The 17,236-nt window shown below is 68.8% G+C and carries 16 protein-coding genes; 6 read left to right on the forward strand and 10 right to left on the reverse strand.

Annotated elements, in window-relative coordinates:
- A complete protein-coding gene (locus LX13_RS01110; RefSeq protein ID WP_253659478.1) occupies positions 1-1,332 on the reverse strand; it encodes a type VII secretion-associated protein in 1,332 nt (443 codons plus the stop codon).
- Between the two features lie 10 nt (positions 1,333-1,342).
- Positions 1,343-2,293, reverse strand: a complete 951-nt coding sequence (locus LX13_RS01115; RefSeq protein ID WP_253659479.1) for a 4-hydroxy-3-methylbut-2-enyl diphosphate reductase — start codon at positions 2,291-2,293, stop codon at positions 1,343-1,345.
- Between the two features lie 70 nt (positions 2,294-2,363).
- Between LX13_RS01115 and LX13_RS01120 the strand changes: the two genes are divergently transcribed.
- The 3 genes from LX13_RS01120 to LX13_RS01130 are packed head-to-tail and all read left to right on the forward strand — an operon-like array spanning position 2,364 to position 4,833.
- The gene (locus LX13_RS01120) at positions 2,364-3,260 is read left to right on the forward strand and encodes a lipid droplet-associated protein (RefSeq protein WP_253659480.1); all 897 of its coding nucleotides are present in this window, start codon (positions 2,364-2,366) and stop codon (positions 3,258-3,260) included.
- A 28-nt stretch (positions 3,261-3,288) separates the two neighbouring features.
- Positions 3,289-4,533 carry an exodeoxyribonuclease VII large subunit gene (xseA, locus tag LX13_RS01125; RefSeq protein ID WP_253659481.1) on the forward strand — a complete coding sequence of 415 codons (1,245 nt, stop codon included), beginning with the start codon at positions 3,289-3,291 and terminating at the stop codon, positions 4,531-4,533.
- Positions 4,534-4,833 (forward strand): exodeoxyribonuclease VII small subunit, encoded by a 300-nt coding sequence (locus tag LX13_RS01130; RefSeq protein ID WP_253659482.1) that lies wholly within the window; start codon positions 4,534-4,536, stop codon positions 4,831-4,833. It abuts the gene before it with no gap.
- Between the two features lie 11 nt (positions 4,834-4,844).
- Here LX13_RS01130 and LX13_RS01135 read toward each other — a convergent pair whose 3' ends face one another.
- Positions 4,845-5,432, reverse strand: coding sequence for a DUF4245 domain-containing protein (locus LX13_RS01135; RefSeq protein ID WP_253659483.1), 588 nt, complete (start codon positions 5,430-5,432; stop codon positions 4,845-4,847).
- A gap of 89 nt (positions 5,433-5,521) precedes the next feature.
- Between LX13_RS01135 and glpX the strand changes: the two genes are divergently transcribed.
- Both glpX and LX13_RS01145 read left to right on the forward strand, forming a co-directional pair.
- Positions 5,522-6,526: a class II fructose-bisphosphatase gene (gene glpX, locus LX13_RS01140; RefSeq protein WP_253659484.1), complete on the forward strand. Its 1,005-nt coding sequence runs from the start codon at positions 5,522-5,524 to the stop codon at positions 6,524-6,526.
- An 11-nt stretch (positions 6,527-6,537) separates the two neighbouring features.
- Positions 6,538-7,956 (forward strand): class II fumarate hydratase, encoded by a 1,419-nt coding sequence (locus LX13_RS01145; RefSeq protein WP_253659485.1) that lies wholly within the window; start codon positions 6,538-6,540, stop codon positions 7,954-7,956.
- Between the two features lie 85 nt (positions 7,957-8,041).
- Here the strand turns inward: LX13_RS01145 and LX13_RS01150 are convergent, their stop codons facing one another.
- The 5 genes from LX13_RS01150 to phoH2 form a co-directional block, all read right to left on the reverse strand.
- Entirely contained in the window at positions 8,042-8,392 is a 351-nt protein-coding gene (locus LX13_RS01150; protein WP_253659486.1) for a hypothetical protein, read from the reverse strand.
- The gene (locus LX13_RS01155; protein ID WP_253659487.1) at positions 8,389-9,615 is read right to left on the reverse strand and encodes a PepSY-associated TM helix domain-containing protein; all 1,227 of its coding nucleotides are present in this window, start codon (positions 9,613-9,615) and stop codon (positions 8,389-8,391) included. The genes LX13_RS01150 and LX13_RS01155 overlap by 4 nt, the downstream gene beginning before the upstream one ends.
- A gap of 173 nt (positions 9,616-9,788) precedes the next feature.
- Entirely contained in the window at positions 9,789-10,829 is a 1,041-nt protein-coding gene (locus tag LX13_RS01160) for a glycoside hydrolase 5 family protein (protein ID WP_253659488.1), read from the reverse strand.
- 84 nt (positions 10,830-10,913) lie between these two features.
- Positions 10,914-11,618: a L,D-transpeptidase family protein gene (locus LX13_RS01165; protein ID WP_253659489.1), complete on the reverse strand. Its 705-nt coding sequence runs from the start codon at positions 11,616-11,618 to the stop codon at positions 10,914-10,916.
- A 113-nt stretch (positions 11,619-11,731) separates the two neighbouring features.
- Entirely contained in the window at positions 11,732-13,030 is a 1,299-nt protein-coding gene (gene phoH2 / locus LX13_RS01170; protein WP_253659490.1) for an RNA 5'-3' helicase PhoH2, read from the reverse strand.
- Between the two features lie 346 nt (positions 13,031-13,376).
- Between phoH2 and LX13_RS01175 the strand changes: the two genes are divergently transcribed.
- A complete protein-coding gene (locus tag LX13_RS01175; RefSeq protein WP_253659491.1) occupies positions 13,377-15,005 on the forward strand; it encodes an alkaline phosphatase D family protein in 1,629 nt (542 codons plus the stop codon).
- A 4-nt stretch (positions 15,006-15,009) separates the two neighbouring features.
- Here the strand turns inward: LX13_RS01175 and LX13_RS01180 are convergent, their stop codons facing one another.
- Together LX13_RS01180 and glyA are read right to left on the reverse strand one after the other, a co-directional pair.
- Positions 15,010-15,876 (reverse strand): acyl-ACP desaturase, encoded by an 867-nt coding sequence (locus LX13_RS01180; RefSeq protein WP_253659492.1) that lies wholly within the window; start codon positions 15,874-15,876, stop codon positions 15,010-15,012.
- Between the two features lie 49 nt (positions 15,877-15,925).
- A complete protein-coding gene (gene glyA, locus LX13_RS01185; protein WP_253659493.1) occupies positions 15,926-17,236 on the reverse strand; it encodes a serine hydroxymethyltransferase in 1,311 nt (436 codons plus the stop codon).

Consider the following 17,236-nt stretch of genomic DNA (forward strand, 5'->3'; position numbering starts at 1 on the left):
TCAGGGCGCGATCGCGACCGAGCGGACGGCCGCGAGGCACTCGGCGTCGACCGACTGGCCCTGACCGCCGTCCTGACACCCGACACTGACCTGCAGCGCGGACTCGACGACCACGTACCAGCGGATCTGCCCGCCCGAGACGGGCGTCTCGCGGTAGCCGATGACGTCGCGGTCGCCGTAGCGGGTCCGCGGCGAGAACTCGGTGACGACGTCGGTCCCGCGCTGGTCCAGACGGTTGCGCAGGCTGACCGCCACGGTGTCGATGGTGGAGTCGGAGCGCACCGAGTTCTGGACCAGGATGATCCGGCGGTCGTCCGAGCGCGCCGCGAACGTGGTGAAGGGGACGGCTCCGTCGTCGTCGGCGGGATCACTGGTGCGGCGCCACCCCGCGGGCACGGTCACCGACACCCGGCCGACGTCCGCGGTGACCCCGGCGGGAGTCGGGGTGTCGCCGGTGGTCCGGTCGGCCCGGGCGGTGTCGGCGAGCCGTTGCGCGTCGTCGGTGTCGGTGCGCCAGGGCGCGACGACGATGACCGCGACGAGCACGGCGACCAGGACGGCCGACGCGGCGGTGACGATCGCGACGGTCTGGGCCCGGGACCGGGGCGCGGCGGATCCGACGGGAGCCGAGGTGAGCGGCGGCGCGGGTTGCCGGGTGCCGCCGTGCCGGTGCAGCAGGACGCGTTCGACCGCGGCGATGCGGCCGGTCGGCGTGTGCTCGTCGAACAGTCCCAGCGTGGCGGCCACCCGATCGCGGTTGTCGCCGTCGACGAGGATCGCCTCCACGGCGTCACCGACGAGGGGTTCGAGAGCATCCGCGGCCTCGTCGTCGTCCAGCGTCTCGTCGAAGACCGACGTGGCCGTCACCGACCAGTGGCCGGCGTCGCGGGTCAACTGGTGGACGTCGAGGCGACCGTCATGACATTCGGCGACGACACACATCTGCGCCGAGGACTCCATGTGCGCCTGCGCGATGGCGACGGCTCGCGGGACGACCGAGAGTGCGACGCGGTCATCGACGGCCGTCCGGATCGCCTCGGTGAGCAACGACGTGCGCAGCGTGCCCCACGCGGTCGGGTGGGCGAGGGTGATCGCTTGCGGATCGGCGCCGGTCAACGCGTCGGCGAACACCGCCGTCCAGGCCTCGCGAGCAGGTCTGCGGACGCCGTTGACCACGACGTACGGGCTGTTGATCGATTCGACGAGGGGGCCGATGCGCAGACCTGGCCGACCGGCCACTTCGAGGCGGGAGTAGGCGACGTCGACCACCATGGCCCGACGGGACGACGGTCCGGCCGCAGCCGCGGGCGACGCCGTCTCGGTGGAGGCCATCGCCGACGGGTCAGCGGGCGGTGCGGGCGGGGCGCAACTCCCGGGGAAGCGCGAACGTGAGGGTCTCGTTGGCCGTGGTGACCGTCTCGACGGTGCCGTAGCCGTGCTCGGCCAGGAGGTCGACGACGCCGCGGACCAGGACCTCGGGCACCGATGCGCCGGAGGTGACGCCCACGGTCTGCGCGCCCTCGAACCAGGCGGTGTCGATGTCGCGGGCGTAGTCGACGAGCTTCGACGCTCGGGCGCCTGCCTGCAGGGCGACCTCGACCAACCGGACCGAGTTCGACGAGTTCGTCGAACCCACGACGATGACGAGATCGCAGTGCGGGGCCATGGCCTTGACCGCGACCTGGCGGTTCTGGGTGGCGTAGCAGATGTCGTCGCTGGGCGGGTCCTGCAGCAGCGGGAACCGCTCGCGCAGACGTCCCACGGTCTCCATGGTCTCGTCGACCGAGAGCGTGGTCTGCGAGAGCCAGATCACCTTGGACTCGTCGCGCACCTCGACCGCGTCGACGCCGGCCGGGCCGTCGACGAGCTGGATGTGTTCGGGCGCCTCACCCGCGGTGCCCTCCACCTCCTCGTGGCCCTCGTGGCCGATGAGCAGGATGTCGAAGTCGTCGCGGGCGAACCGCTTGGCCTCCTGGTGGACCTTGGTCACCAGGGGGCAGGCGGCGTCGATGGTCCGAAGGTTGCGTGCCGCGGCCGACGCGTGCACGGCCGGGGAGACGCCGTGGGCGGAGAAGACGACGAGCGCACCCTCGGGCACCTCGTCGGTCTCCTCGACGAAGATCACGCCGCGCTCGGTCAGGGTCTCGACGACATGCCGGTTGTGCACGATCTCCTTGCGCACGTAGACCGGCGCGCCGTGCTTCTCGAGGGCTCGCTCCACGGTCTCGATCGCCCGATCGACTCCCGCGCAGTATCCGCGGGGTTCGGCCAGAAGTACTTTTTTGGCGGTCATGGGCTCCAGACTACGTGCCTTTCTCACCCCATTTGTGGTGACCACCGTGGCGATGAGGCAGAGTTGACCCATGATTCGTCCACCGTTCGCGGCTCGTGTCGTCACCGGGCTCATCGTGACCGCGATCGAGGAGACCCGGAAGCTGCCGAGCACCGCCGTCACCCTCCCGATGACCGCAGTCAGCCAGACCCTGCAGGCGGGAATGCGTTTCCAGCAGGGAATCGCCGAACTGGCCATCAAGGGCGACGAGGTCCTCGACGCGCTGTTCCACCGCGCACAGGAGGAACCCGAGTGGGCGACCTTCGACGACGACGCGCCTGCAGATGTGACGCACGACCCCAAGTCGCAGGCGCCGAGCGACTCCGAATCGACCTCGACGACCGCGACGGTGACTCCGATCACCGCTGCCCCGACCGCCACCGCGGCGAGCGAGGACGCGCCCACCGGGAGCGCCACCCCCGGCCACATCCCGACCGGCCCGGACGAGCCCACGCCCGCCGACATGCCGTCGGAGCAGGCCGACACGGTCGAGCCCACTCCCCCGGCGAAGGCCACGAAGGCGCCGGTGAAGGCACCTGCCAAGAAGTCCCCCGCGAAAAATGCTCCTGCGAAGAAGGCTCCTGCGGCCACGGCCGCTCCCGCGAAGCCGTCGACCGGCGACACGGGTTCGGCGAACGACGATGCCGCGCCGTCGAACACCGGGCGGTTCGCGCTGTACAGCTCCGCTCCCGAGAACGTCGTGCGCTCCGACGTCGAGGCGACACCGGTCGCCCCGTCCGCGGACGCCCCCGAGATCGTCGAGTACCTGGACTACGACGGGCTCACCCTGGCGCAACTCCGTTCCAAGATCCGCTCGGTCGACCTCGACGACCTGCGGGCGCTCGCCGACTACGAGCGCAGCCATCGTGGCCGCGCCCCGTTCCAGACGATGCTCGACAACCGGATCACGGCCGCGGCAGGCAAGTGAGCGCGTCGATCCACCCCGGATCGCTGCGATGAGCGGGCCCGGCAAGTCCACGCCGGAGGACCCGTGGCCCGTACGCACGCTCAACACCAAGATCGCCGACTGGATCCACCGCCTCGGTCAGGTGTGGGTCGAGGGCCAGATCACCCAGATCAGCCGTCGCGGGTCGAAGACCGCGTTCCTACAGCTGCGTGACCCGTCGGCCGACATCTCGATATCGGTGACCTGTTCGCCCGCCGTGCTCGATCGCTGCGAGGTCCCGCTCACCGAGGGCATCCGCGTGGTGATGGCCGGACGGCCCAGTTTCTACACCGGCCGCGCGACGTTGTCGTTGCGCGTCACCGAGATCCGACCGATGGGCATCGGCGAACTGCTCGCGCGGATCGAGCGCCTCCGTCGACTGCTCGCGGCCGAGGGCCTCTTCGAACCGGCCCTCAAGCGGCCGCTCCCGTTCCTGCCGCACGGTGTCGGTCTGATCACCGGTCGCTCCAGCGCCGCCGAACGCGACGTGCTCTCGGTCGCGCAGGGTCGGTGGCCGTCGGTGCGGATCGAGGTCCGCAACACCCCGGTGCAGGGACCGACCGCGGTCCCGGCGATCCTGCGTGCGCTCGCCGAACTCGAGGCCGACCCGGGCGTGTCGGTGATCATCATCGCGCGCGGCGGGGGCAGCGTCGAGGATCTGCTGCCGTTCTCCGACGAGACGCTGCTGCGCGCGGTGTCGCAGGCGCGGACGCCGGTGGTCTCGGCGATCGGGCACGAACCCGACCACCCGCTGCTGGACCTGGTCGCCGACCTCCGGGCCGCGACACCGACCGACGCCGCCAAGAGAGTGGTCCCCGACGTGGCCGCCGAGTTGGCGTTGATCGACGAGCTCCGTGCGAGAACTGCGGGCGCACTGCGCAACTGGGTGTCGCGGGAACACCGGGGGCTGCTCGGTCTGCGCGCCCGGCCGGTGCTGGCCGACCCGCTGCGGATGATCGACGAACGCACCGAATCGCTCGACCGGACCCTGCGCGAGGTGCGGCGTGAGGTCGCGCGGTTCGTCGGACACGAGGAGCATCGGGTCGAGAGCCTGGCCGCCCGACTGTCCACGTTGGGGCCGGCACAGACGCTGGCCCGCGGATACGCGGTGGTGCAGCGGATACACGGCGACGATCCACCCGAGGTGGTCGCGTCCGTTGGCGACATGCCCATCGGGTCGCAGCTGCGCGTACGAGTCGCCGACGGTGCCATGCGCGCCGCGGTGATGGGCACCGACAAGAAGAGGGATGCATAGATGGCCACCCGCAAGACCGACGCCGACACCGAGGAGCCCTCGGTCGACGAGCTCGGCTACGAGCAGGCCCGCGACGAACTGGTCGCGGTCGTCCGCACCCTGGAGCAGGGCGGTCTCGACCTCGACGCGTCCCTGACCCTGTGGGAGCGCGGTGAGGCGCTGGCGCGCCGGTGTGAGGAACATCTCGAGGGTGCGCGCAGGCGCATCGAGACCGCGCTCGGCGATGTCGATGCGGACACCGACTCCGACATCGTCGACGACGATGACGACGGCGATCTGGACGACGACACCGACGACTGAGTCGGGCCGGTCTATCCGGTGGGGACCGGCCGGTTCCGTTGCGGTTGCAGGACCTTCGCCGAGGTCACCGCGGACGCCAACGTCTGGAAGTCGCTCTCGTTCGCCTTGCTGTACAGGGCGATACGCGTGTCCCTGGTGTCGGTGACCCACACCGACTTACCGTCGTCGGCGCCGTATCGGACCCATTGCGCGCCGCCGACCTCGATGACCCCGCGGCCCAGTACCTGCCCGGTGCTCAGATACCCGACGAGGGAGTCCTCGGTCGCGTCGGTCTGGCTGAGCTGCATGTACACGCCGTCTCCGGTGATGTAACCGGCGTTGCTCACGGTCTTGCCGTCGATACCGCCCCGGCTACCGGAGTTCGGCTTCCAGTCCGTCGGGGTCTCGGGTAGCCGGATGGGGAACGACATCGTCTGGGCGTCGGCGGTCAGGCCGGCGGTCACGTCGTAGGCGGGGGTCTTGTCGTCGCGCGCCCCGCCGGTCAGACCGACCGAACAGTTACCCGAGACGACCGCGATCACCGCACAGATCGCGATGAGCGGGATCAGCGACCAGATCATGTCTTTGTGATCGGTCAGTATCCGGGGTTTGGCAGCCACGAGACCAGTATCCACGCACGCCCATGAAAGGATGAGCACCACACCCGCCGTGGGCTCCCACCACGCGCGACCGAGCACTGGAGGCCTCCATGTCCGACCCCGTCCGCTCCCCGCAAGCCCCGGATCGAAATCTGGCGATGGAGCTGGTCCGGGTGACCGAGGCAGCGGCGCTCGCGGCCGGACGCTGGGTCGGACGCGGCGACAAGAACGGCGGCGACGGCGCGGCGGTCGACGCGATGCGCCAGCTGCTGTCGACAGTGTCGATGCGCGGCGTCGTGGTCATCGGCGAGGGCGAGAAGGACGAGGCCCCGATGCTCTACAACGGCGAAGAGGTCGGGAACGGCGAGGGACCCGAGGTCGACGTCGCCGTCGACCCGATCGACGGCACCACGCTGATGGCCGAGGGCCGCCCGAACTCCATCGCGGTTATCGCGGTGTCCGAGCGCGGCACCATGTACGACCCGTCCGCGGTGTTCTACATGGAGAAGATCGCCGTCGGCCCGGAGGCCGCGGGCGCCATCGACATCAACCAGTCCGTCGAGTGGAACGTCACCTCGGTGGCCAAGGCCAAGAACATCGCCGTCGCCGACACGACCGTCGTCGTGCTCGACCGTCCCCGTCACGCCGATCTGATCGGCGAGATCCGCGCTGCGGGCGCCAAGGTGCGGCTCATCTCCGACGGTGACGTCGCCGGTGCGATCGCCGCCGCGCAGGCGGAGAGCTCGGTGGACATGCTGATGGGCATCGGTGGCACGCCCGAGGGCATCATCACCGCCGTCGCGATGAAGTGCATGGGCGGCGAGATCCAGGGCAAACTGTGGCCACAGACCGAGGCCGAGCGCCAGAAGGCGCTCGACGCCGGCCTCGAACTCGACCAGAAGCTGACCACCAACGACCTGGTCAAGGGCGAGAACATGTTCTTCTGCGCGACCGGCGTCACCAACGGCGACATGCTGCGTGGCGTGAGCTACCGCTCGACCGGCGCCACCACCCGCTCGCTGGTGATGCGGTCGAAGTCCGGGACGATCCGACGGATCGAGGGCTTCCACCAGGTGGACAAGCTGCGTGAATTCGCGACCATCGACTTCGGTTAAGGTCGTTGTCCATGAGTGATTCTGACGCCGACGGCACACCGCAGTTCCGTATCGAACACGACACCATGGGCGAGGTCCGGGTACCCATCGACGCACTGTGGCGGGCCCAGACCCAGCGTGCGGTCGAGAACTTCCCGATCTCCCACCGCCCGCTGGAGCGCACGCAGATCCGCGCGATGGGGCTGCTCAAGTCCGCGTGCGCGCAGGTGAACAAGGATCTCGGGTTGCTCGACGCCGAGAAGGCCGACGCGATCATCGCCGCCGCCGCCGAGATCGCCTCCGGTGCGCACGACGACCAGTTCCCGATCGACGTGTTCCAGACCGGCTCGGGCACCAGCTCGAACATGAACGCCAACGAGGTCATCGCCTCGATCGCGAAGGCCGCCGGTGTCGAGGTGCACCCCAACGACCACGTCAACATGTCGCAGTCGTCGAACGACACCTTCCCCACCGCAACCCATGTGGCCGCGACCGAGGCCGCGGCGACCGACCTGATCCCCGCACTCGAGCACCTGCACGAGGCCCTCGCGGCCAAGGCCATCGAATGGCGTGAGGTCGTCAAGTCCGGTCGCACCCACCTGATGGACGCCGTCCCGGTCACCTTGGGTCAGGAGTTCGGTGGTTACGCCCGCCAGATCGAGGCCGGGGTCGAGCGCGTGCAGGCCTGCCTGGTCCGCGTCGGCGAACTGCCCATCGGCGGCACCGCCGTCGGCACCGGGCTCAACGCGCCCGACGAGTTCGGCACCAAGGTCGTCGCCGACCTGGTCAAACAGACCGGCGTGCAGCATCTCTCGCTGGCCGTCGACAACTTCGAGGCGCAGGCCGCGCGCGACGGGCTCGTCGAGCTGTCCGGCGTTCTCAAGACCGTCGCGGTGTCGCTGACCAAGATCGCCAACGACGTCCGCTGGATGGGATCGGGGCCGCTGACCGGTCTCGGCGAGATCCGGCTCCCCGATCTTCAGCCCGGCAGTTCGATCATGCCCGGCAAGGTCAATCCCGTTCTCCCCGAGGCGGTCACGCAGGTCGCGGCGCAGGTCATCGGCAACGACGCCGCGGTCACCTGGGGCGGCGGCAACGGTGCGTTCGAGCTCAACGTCTACATCCCGATGATGGCCCGCAACGTCCTCGAGTCACTGAAGCTGTTGGCCAACGTCTCCCACCTGTTCGCCGACCGGTGCATCGCCGGCCTGGAGGCCAACGTCGACCATCTCAAGACCCTCGCCGAGAGCTCCCCGTCGATCGTGACGCCGCTCAACAGCGCGATCGGGTACGAGGAGGCCGCCGCGGTCGCCAAGCAGGCCCTCAAGGAGGGCAAGACGATTCGTCAGACGGTGATCGATCGCGGTCTCATCGGCGACACGCTGAGCGAGGCCGAGCTCGACAACCGGCTCGACGTGCTGAAGATGGCCAACCTCGACCACAAGCGCTGAGCGCTGCGGGACCGTTCCCGCGACTCGAATCCGTTACCGCGACCGAGATCTCGGTCGCGGTAACGGATTTGTGTCGCGGGAGGCCTCAGAGGAACACCGCCTCACTGCGATAGCAGAGGAAGGCGAGCAGCGCGACGACCACCGCACGCACCAGGTCGGCCTGCCTGCCGCGCAGCCGACCGGCGAGAGTCATGCCCACCGGGACGATCGCGGCCGCGGTGACCGCGTACCCGGCGAATACTGTCGGGCGTGCAGGCGGCGTGCCGGTCACCCATGCCACCAGACCGGTTGCCAGCCAGGCGGTCACGGCCACCCAGAGCATCGTGATGGGCAGTGTGGACGGCGCCGTGGCCGGTCCGAGCACCGCCCGTCCGAGGAACCACAGCCCGGCCGCGCCCGCCCAGATGATCACCGCGAGGGCGACCGTCTGGTTCATGCCCCGGCGGGAGCAGAACGGCCGGCGTCCCGCGCCGCGCGAGCCTGCTTCTTGCGCTTGGTGGTTCCCCGTCGGAACAGCCAGGTCGACACCCCGGTGATCATCAACATCAGCGGGGTGAGGCCGAACAGGAACCACAGCGACCGCCACCACGGGTTGACCGAGACGCCGTAGTGCAGCATCGGTTGGGCCCACTGCTCGATGATCTCGGTGGAGAGACCGTCCGGGGTCCCGCTCATCACCTTCACGTCGGTCGCGTCGTGGGCGTCGACCCCGACCGAGCGGTTGCCGTGGTAGGTCGGGCTGTGGGCCCACAGGTCGGCGTCCGTCCCGTCGGGTCCGCGGTCGAGGAGAGTGAAGCCGTAGTAGCCGTCCGTGTCGGCCGGTAACGTCACCGCCGTCACCACGGAACCGGGGAACGCCGAGGTCGCCGCCGCGGAGGCTGCGGCGAGGGTGATGCCGGGGCCGGTCGTCCCCGACGGTTCCATCTCGTAGGCGTCGTCGGCTGCCGCGGTTCCTCCGGTCGTCGAGTACCAGAGGTCGGTGACGGCGGGGATCTCGAAGTTCATCCCGGTCAGCGCCCAGACGAGCAACGCCGGAGCGGCGACGATACCGATGACGTTGTGCAGGTCGTAGTCACGGGCGAAGCGGCCCCGTCCGAGCCGCACCCGGAAACCGTGGCGCCACTTCCGGATTCCCGGCCACCACAGGACGAATCCGCTGATCGCCAGGACCAACAGCAGCAGGCCCGTGCCGGCGAGGATCAGTCCGCCCCACGTCATGTCCGCGGTCGCCGCGAACCCGGCCAACGGCGACGCCTCGTTCAACCAGGGCAGGTATCCGGGGTAGGCCTCGCAGGTGAGACCGCAGTCGTGCACGTTGACTCCGAACCCGATGACGCCGCCGTAGATGTCACCGTGACCGTTGATCGCGCCGGTCCCCGCGTCCACGAAGTAGGCCTCGTTGGATGTCGCGTCGTCGGAGAACAGAACGTACACACCGTCTTTCTCGGATGCGTACGACGTGGCGAACCCGGGGTCGGCGGCGCGTACAGCGTCGAAGGCCGCTGCGAAACCCACCGGCCGCTCGGCCGCGGTCGACGCGAACAGGTCGGAGTTGGTGGCCCTGAGGAGTTCCGGCGCGTAGACGAGGGAGGCACCGGTGGTGCAGACCACCACCAGGACGAGTCCGAGGACGAGCGAGGACCACCGGTGCGCCAGCACCAGACCCTGCGAACGGGTTTGCGGGTGCGCCGTTTTCGTGCGCGCGGTCTCGGCACACGGGCAACCACGGGCTCGGTGAGGCCTGGAGGATCCAGGACGACGTCGGACATAGCTGGTTAGGCTAGCAGTACCTAACTCGACTCCCCACCCTGTGAAAGCGGCGGGATCGCCCGCTAGCGGCGCAGCAGGTCGAACGTGGGCTTTCGCTTGTAGTCGTAGGTCAGCAGGGCCCCGAAGCGGGTCTCCCGATTCGCCAGTGACTGCGGATCGCCCGCCGTGTCCCGGATGCTGTAGATGAACGCCGGTCCGGAGTACGGCAGACGGGCCAGGAACGCCAACGTGTCGCGGATCTGGTCGCGCTGCTGGATCGGGGTGTTGCCGCCGAAACGCGGGCCGTTCGTGGGCGCGCCGAACTCGGTGAACCAGATCTTCTTCCCGCCGTCGCCGTTGCGCGACATGATCGCGTGGACCACCGCGATGTCGGAGATCCCGTTCTCCTGGTTGGCGCGCAGTCCACCCGGGAAGGTGTACGGGTGCATGGCCGCCGCGTCGAAGAAGCCCTTGGCCCCGTAGCGGTACATCGCCTGGATGAAGGCCGGCGGTGAGAGCGCCCCGATCTGACGGCTCAGGCCGGCCGCGATCACGGTCGCGCGCGGCTGGACACGCTTGATCGCCGGGTAGGCGGCGCGGAGCAACTGGGTGTACTTCAACGCCGGATTGGGCACGTTGCCGAAGAACAGCGGGAGGTTGGGCTCGTTCCAGATCTCCCAGTTCGACACCCGCCCCTGGTACCGCTGTGCCGCACGCGAGGTGAACACGGCGAAGTCGTTGACGTTGGCCGGGGGTGCGGTCCGGAGGAGACCGCCGCCCTGCAGGATCGGGGTGTAGGCGATCACGGCCAGGACCGTGAGGCCACGCGCACGGGCCGCGTTGATGACCCGGTCGGAGGTGCTCCAGTTGTAGACGCCGGGGCCGGTCTCGATCTGGCTGCGGTCGACACCGACACGCAACCACCGGGCACCGGTCGCCGCGACGGCGTCGAGTTCGCGGTTCAGGTCTCCCTGCGACAGCGCGAGCAGATCCGCACCACCGGAGAAGCCGTACCCGGCCGCCGGCGCGAGCGGTGCCGCCGATGCGGAGGGAACGGTCGAGAACCCGAGCGTGACCGCGAGGATCACGCCGGTGATGAGAGTTCGCAGAGAAAGCCGTGACATGCGGAACATTGTTACATCACCAGCGTGAATCCAGCGCATCGAAAGTGCAGGCTCACAGGAAAATCGGGAGCTTGGTCGGCAATGTCAGGCCTGGTTGGCGTTCAACCCGATCGTGATGACCGGATCCTTGCTCGGGTCGAGCCACTTGAGCACGGAGACCATCGTCGCCTTGTCCACCGCGACGCATCCCTGGGTCGGCGAGCCGTCGGTGACGTGCAGGAAGATGCCCGACGCGTAACCGGGACGGCGCTGCGGGTTGTGCGCGATGTTCACCGCGTAGTCGTAGACGGGGCCGCTGTCGTACAGGTTCTCACTGTCGCCGCCGGGGCTCTTCACCTGGCGGACGTGGGTGTTGTAGGTCGGGGACGACGGGAACTCGTCCCACCAGTCCTGTCGATCAGCCTGGAAATAGGGCAGTTTCGTGCCCGGGTTGGGCTGGCGACCGAAGGCCTGGTCGAAGGCGAAGGTGCCCTCGGGCGTGCGCGGCACGTTGTCCCGCGGAGCGCCGATCCCCTGCGAACCGACGAACGCCTTGACCGGGCCGATGGTGGCCTTCCAGGCGCCGTCGACCTTGTCCCACGCGGTGAGGGTGGCGGTCGTGTCCGACCGCTCGTCGGACATCACCGTGACCATCTGCGCGGTGCTCGGGAAATCCGCCGGCGAGACGACCGTCGCCGCGTTCGCAGGTGCCAACCCCACAGCACCCGACAACGCGGCCATCATCACCACCCCGGCCGCGATAGCAGGAGACAACACACGCCACTTGAACAACTCTCGTAACTCGAACACCATAGAAGTATCCGGCCACGCCGGTCGATGATCGATATCGACAGGGTCACAACACTGCACTGATACGGTCACCGACCGGCGTGGTGACGTGAGTCACGAGCCAACGGTCAGTTTCACGCTCCCGGCGCGAACTCCTCCAGCATCTCCGTCACGAGCGCCGCGATCGGCGACCGCTCACTCCGGGTCAGCGTGATGTGCGCGAACAGCGGATGCCCCTTCAACTTCTCGATCACCGCCGCGACCCCGTCGTGCCTGCCGACGCGGAGGTTGTCGCGCTGGGCGACGTCGTGGGTGAGGACCACCCGCGAGCCGGAGCCCAGACGCGAGAGCACGGTGAGCAGGACGTTGCGTTCGAGCGACTGAGCCTCGTCGACGATGACGAACGAGTCGTGCAGCGACCGGCCGCGGATGTGCGTGAGCGGCAGGACCTCCAACATCCCCCGACTCAGCACCTCCTCGATCACCTCGGTGGATGCCAATCCCTCCAGGGTGTCGAACACGGCCTGCGCCCAGGGGCCCATCTTGTCCGATTCACTGCCGGGCAGGTACCCGAGATTTTGACCGCCCACGGCGTAGAGCGGACGGAACACGACGACCTTGCGCTGCGTGCGACGCTCGAGGACCGCCTCGAGTCCGGCGCACAGGGCCAGCGCCGACTTACCGGTGCCCGCCTTGCCGCCCATCGAGACGATCCCGACGCTCTCGTCGAGCAACAGATCGAGCGCGACCCGCTGCTCGGCCGACCGACCGCGCAGCCCGAACGCCTCGCGATCGCCGCGGACCAACTGCACCTGCTTGTCCGCGTTGACCCGGCCCAGTGCACTCGACGAACCGCCGAGGAGTCGAACCCCGGTGTGGCACGGCAGTTCCCGGGCCACATCGACATCGGCCACACCCTCGGCGAACAGCCGGTCGATGTCGGTGGGGTCCACCTCGACCTCGGTCATCCCCGCCCACCCCGACACCACCACGTCCTGGGCGTGGTACTCGTCGGCGGCCAGTCCCACCGCGCCTGCTTTCACCCGCAGCGGGGTGTCCTTGGACACCAGCACGACATCGTTGCCCTCGGCCCGAAGATTCAACGCACAGGCCAGGATTCGTGAGTCGTTGGTGTCGGTGCGGAAGCCGGCGGGCAGGACTGCGGGGTCGGTGTGGTTCAGCTCGACCTGAACGGTCCCGTCGTCGTCGCCGATCGGGACGGGGAGATCGAGGCGCCCGTGTTCGATTCGCAGATCGTCGAGCATCCGCAACGACTCGCGCGCAAACCATCCCAGCTCGTGGTGATGCCGCTTGCCCTCGAGTTCGCTGATCACCACCAGCGGCAGGACGACGCGATGCTCGGCGAATCGCGTCACCGCCCACGGGTCGGACAGCAGCACGGAGGTGTCAAGGACATAAGTGCGTGTGGTCACGAAGGGCTCCTCGGCCGGCACGGCTCCCGTGCAAGCAGTTTCGACAGGACCGGGCCGGTACAGAGACCGGGGCCGGTCCCCTCGCGGTGTGTGAGGAAAACCACGAATAGAACCTCCCGGACGGACCACTTCCCCGCGATCCGTCATTCGCCAAGCTACGCCCGGAGGACCCGGACTTCGCGTCATGCCGCCCGCGTGTCCGTGAACAACACGTAACGCGGTGAACCGCCGTGTTCGACCGGTGTTCATCCGGTGACGCGCGGACGATCCGAGTTCATGCGCGGGTCATCCACCCACCCCCGCAGCGACCCGCGACGGTCAACGCAACCTGGTCGGCTGGATCACCATGAGCCCTCGAATCCTCGCGCCCTCGGTCGTCGTCGACGCCGACAAGTCCATCCGCCACGGGGTGAACCGCCGTCGCTTCCTGACCTGGACCGGTGTCGCCGGGGCGCTGGCCTTCACACCCGGGCTGTTCGCCGACGCCGCTCCCCTGGCCACCGCGCCGTCGTCCGGCGACCACCTGTTCACCCTCGGCGTCGCGTCCGGCGATCCGCTGCCCGACGGTGTCGTCCTCTGGACCCGACTGGCGTCGGCCCCGCTGTCCCGGGGTGGCGGGATGGGGGCGGCATCGGTCCCGGTCGAGTGGCAACTCGCCACCGACGAGAAGATGACATCGGTCGTCCGACGCGGACGTGTGGTCGCGACCGCCGCCGACGGACACAGCGTGCACGTCGACGTCCGGGGCCTGACCCCGGCACGCGAGTACTTCTACCGGTTCCGATCCGGACCGCACATCTCCGATGTCGGACGGACCCGGACGGCGCCGGCGGCCGGGTCCCCACTGTCCGCGCTGACCTTCGCGTGGGCGTCCTGCCAGTCGTGGGGCGACGGGTTCTTCAACGCCTACGAGGACATGGCGTCGTTCGCACCCGACGTCGTGTTCCATCTCGGTGACTACGTCTACGAGAAGGGGATCCCGGCAGGCGGCGGGCGCCGCAACACCGCGGCGCTGCCCGCGTCGTGCCTGACCGAGATGATGACGCTGGACGACTACCGCGACCGGTACGCGCTCTACAAGCTCGACCCACAGCTGCAGCACGCCCACCGCGTCAGCCCGTTCATCACCGTGTTCGACGACCACGAGGTGGAGAACAACTGGGCGGGGCCCATCTCCGAGGACAACGCGCCGATCCCGCAGTTCCTGGCTCGGCGCGCCCAGGCGATGAAGGCGTGGTGGGAGAACACCCCGGTGCGCGCGGCCCAGCGTCCGCTCGGACCCGACGTCCAGGCCTACCGCCGCTTCGATTTCGGCGATCTCGCGCGCTTCGACGTCCTCGACACGCGTCAGTACCGCAGCGATCAGGTCAACGGCGACATGGACTCTCCGCAGGACGCGCAGACCGCCGATCCCCGTCGGACCATCACCGGCGCCCGCCAGGAACGATGGATCCTCGACAGCCTGGGCTCGAGCCGTCGCCGCTGGAACGTGCTGGCGCACCAGACCACCATCGCCGATCTGGCCCGCGACATCGACGGACAACGCAAGGTCAGCATGGACGGATGGAGTGGGTACGAGGCCTCACGCGTCCGCATTCTCGACGGCGCCCGCGACCGCAAGGTTCGCAACCTGGTGTCCATCGTCGGCGACATCCACCGCAGTGTGGTGTCCGACCTCCGGTCGACCTATACCCGCGAATCCCCCACCGTCGGAATCGAACTGGCCGGGACATCGATCGCATCGGGCAAGGACGGTGCCGACAGCGACGCGAGCGACAAGCAGCTCAAGGCCGCGTCACCGCACGTCCGCTTCGGCAACGCCCAGCGTGGATACGTCCTCAACCGACTGACGCGGGCACAGTGGCAGGCCGAGTTCCGGGTGACCGATTCGATCGCCGATCCGCGGAACCCGTTGCACCGCAGGGCAGTCGTGACCATCCCCGACGGCCGACCCCAGGCCGACGTCTCCGCCTAGGCGGTCATGCGTTCGCGCGGGCGAAGAGTTCCTGGCGGGCGGCTTCCGCGTCCGCGCCGAGACCGTCGAGGGAGTTCAGACCGAGCGCGGACACCAGGCTCTTCGCGACACCACCGAGCACCGACGAGTCGGTGTACTCGCCGAGCAGCGCGTACTCCGCCTCGAAGTGCGCGATGTCGGCACCGATCGGCACCGCGGCGTTGACCGCGGCGGCGACGGCGAGCACTGTGTCGTCGGGTTCGGCGTTGAGCGCGGCGTTGAGGAACGCGATGAACGTCGCGGCCTGTACCTCGTCGTCCTTGGCGACCAGTCCGAGCATGTCGGCCAGACTCTTCGTCTCGACCTTCTCGGCGAGCGCGCGTGCGAATCGGGAGGCCTGCAGTTCGTGCACGGCCATCAGCGCCAGCGCCAACGCGGGTCCGGTGGACTCACGGAAATCGCTGTTCTGCTGATACCCCTGGGTCACGTGTGAGAGGCGCAGGGCCTCGAGTCCCTCGGGGTCGATCTGGCGGGTCACCACGAGGTGGTCGCGTAGAGCGATCGAGTGGCGGTTGTCCTCCGCGGTCCAGCGGCCGACCAGATCACGCCATTCCGAGAACGGCGGGAAGTGCAGCCCGAGCACACGGTGGAACGACGGCAGGTTCTCCTTCGTGAGGAGCAACGCGAGAACGGCCGCACGGACCTCTGCCGACATCGTCGATTCGGCGGCGTCCCAGTCAGATCCGCCCAGGAACGCGAAGTTGCGTCCCTCGTCCCACGGCACCAGGTCGTGTGGATTCCAGGTGATGGAATCCTCCTCGTGCGCGGCGGCGATCTCCGGCAGAGCCTTCTCCAGAGCCAGGATCAGGTCGTCGTAGGCAATGTTCTTCACGCGAAACACGATAGAGAATCGGCGGGACGGAAGCCAACGAACGCGGTTTTCACGCGCGCACCCCGGTGCTCAGCATGCCCCACTCCTCGAGTCCTTCGTAGAGCGGGAAATCCAGGGCGAGCTGCGAGACCCGACCGCGCAACGCGGCCACATCGGCCGACGCGCCGGCGGCGAGCGCGGTGCCGATGATGTCGGCGACCTCGGTGAACTCGGTGGCCGAGAAACCACGGGTCGCGAGAGCGGGCGTACCGATACGCAACCCGGAGGTCACCATCGGCGGGCGCGGATCGAACGGAACGGCGTTGCGGTTGACCGTGATACCGACCTGGTGCAGGAGATCCTCGGCCTGCTGGCCGTCCATCTCGCTGTTGCGCAGATCGGCGAGCACCAGGTGGACGTCGGTGCCGCCGGTGAGGACGGACACGCCCGCCGCGGACACGTCCGAGCCGGTGAGTCGTTCGGCCAGCAACTGTGCGCCCTCGATCGTGCGGCGCTGGCGGTCGACGAACTCGTCGGTGGCCGCGATCTTCAGCGCGACGGCCTTGGCGGCGATCACGTGCATGAGCGGTCCACCCTGCTGGCCGGGGAACACCGCGGAGTTCAGCTTCTTGGCCCATTCCTGCTTGGCCAGGATGATGCCGGAGCGTGGGCCACCGAGCGTCTTGTGGACGGTGCTCGTGACGACGTCGGCGTAGGGCACCGGCGACGGGTGCAGTCCCGCTGCCACGAGGCCGGCGAAGTGCGCCATGTCGACCCAGAGGTACGCACCGACCTCGTCGGCGATGGACCGGAACGCCTCGAAGTCGAGCGTGCGCGGGTAGGCCGACCAGCCGGCGACGATCACCTTCGGCTTCTCGGCGACCGCGATCTTGCGGACCTCGTCCATGTCGATGCGGTAGTCCTCTTTGCTCACCCCGTAGGCGGCGGTGTCGTAGAGCTTCCCGGAGAAGTTGAGCCGCATGCCGTGGGTGAGGTGTCCGCCGTGCGCGAGGTCCAGCCCGAGCAGCTTCTCGCCCGGGTTCATCAGGGCCATCAGGACGGCGGCGTTGGCCTGCGCGCCCGAGTGCGGTTGGACGTTGGCGAAGTCGGCGCCGAACAGCGACTTCGCGCGTTCGCGGGCGATGTTCTCGACGACGTCGACGTACTCGCAGCCGCCGTAGTAGCGCCGACCCGGATAACCCTCGGCGTACTTGTTCGTCAACACGCTGCCCTGCGCCTGCAGAACCGCCCGGGGGACGAAGTTCTCCGAGGCGATCATCTCGAGCGTGTCGCGCTGTCGGCTCAGCTCACCGTTCATCGCGGCGGCGACGTCGGGATCGAGTTCGGCCAGGGACGCGGTGTTCAGATCCTGCGCGGTCAT

This window comes from Williamsia maris (assembly GCF_024171815.1).
Taxonomy (GTDB): Bacteria; Actinomycetota; Actinomycetes; order Mycobacteriales; family Mycobacteriaceae; genus Williamsia_A; species Williamsia_A maris.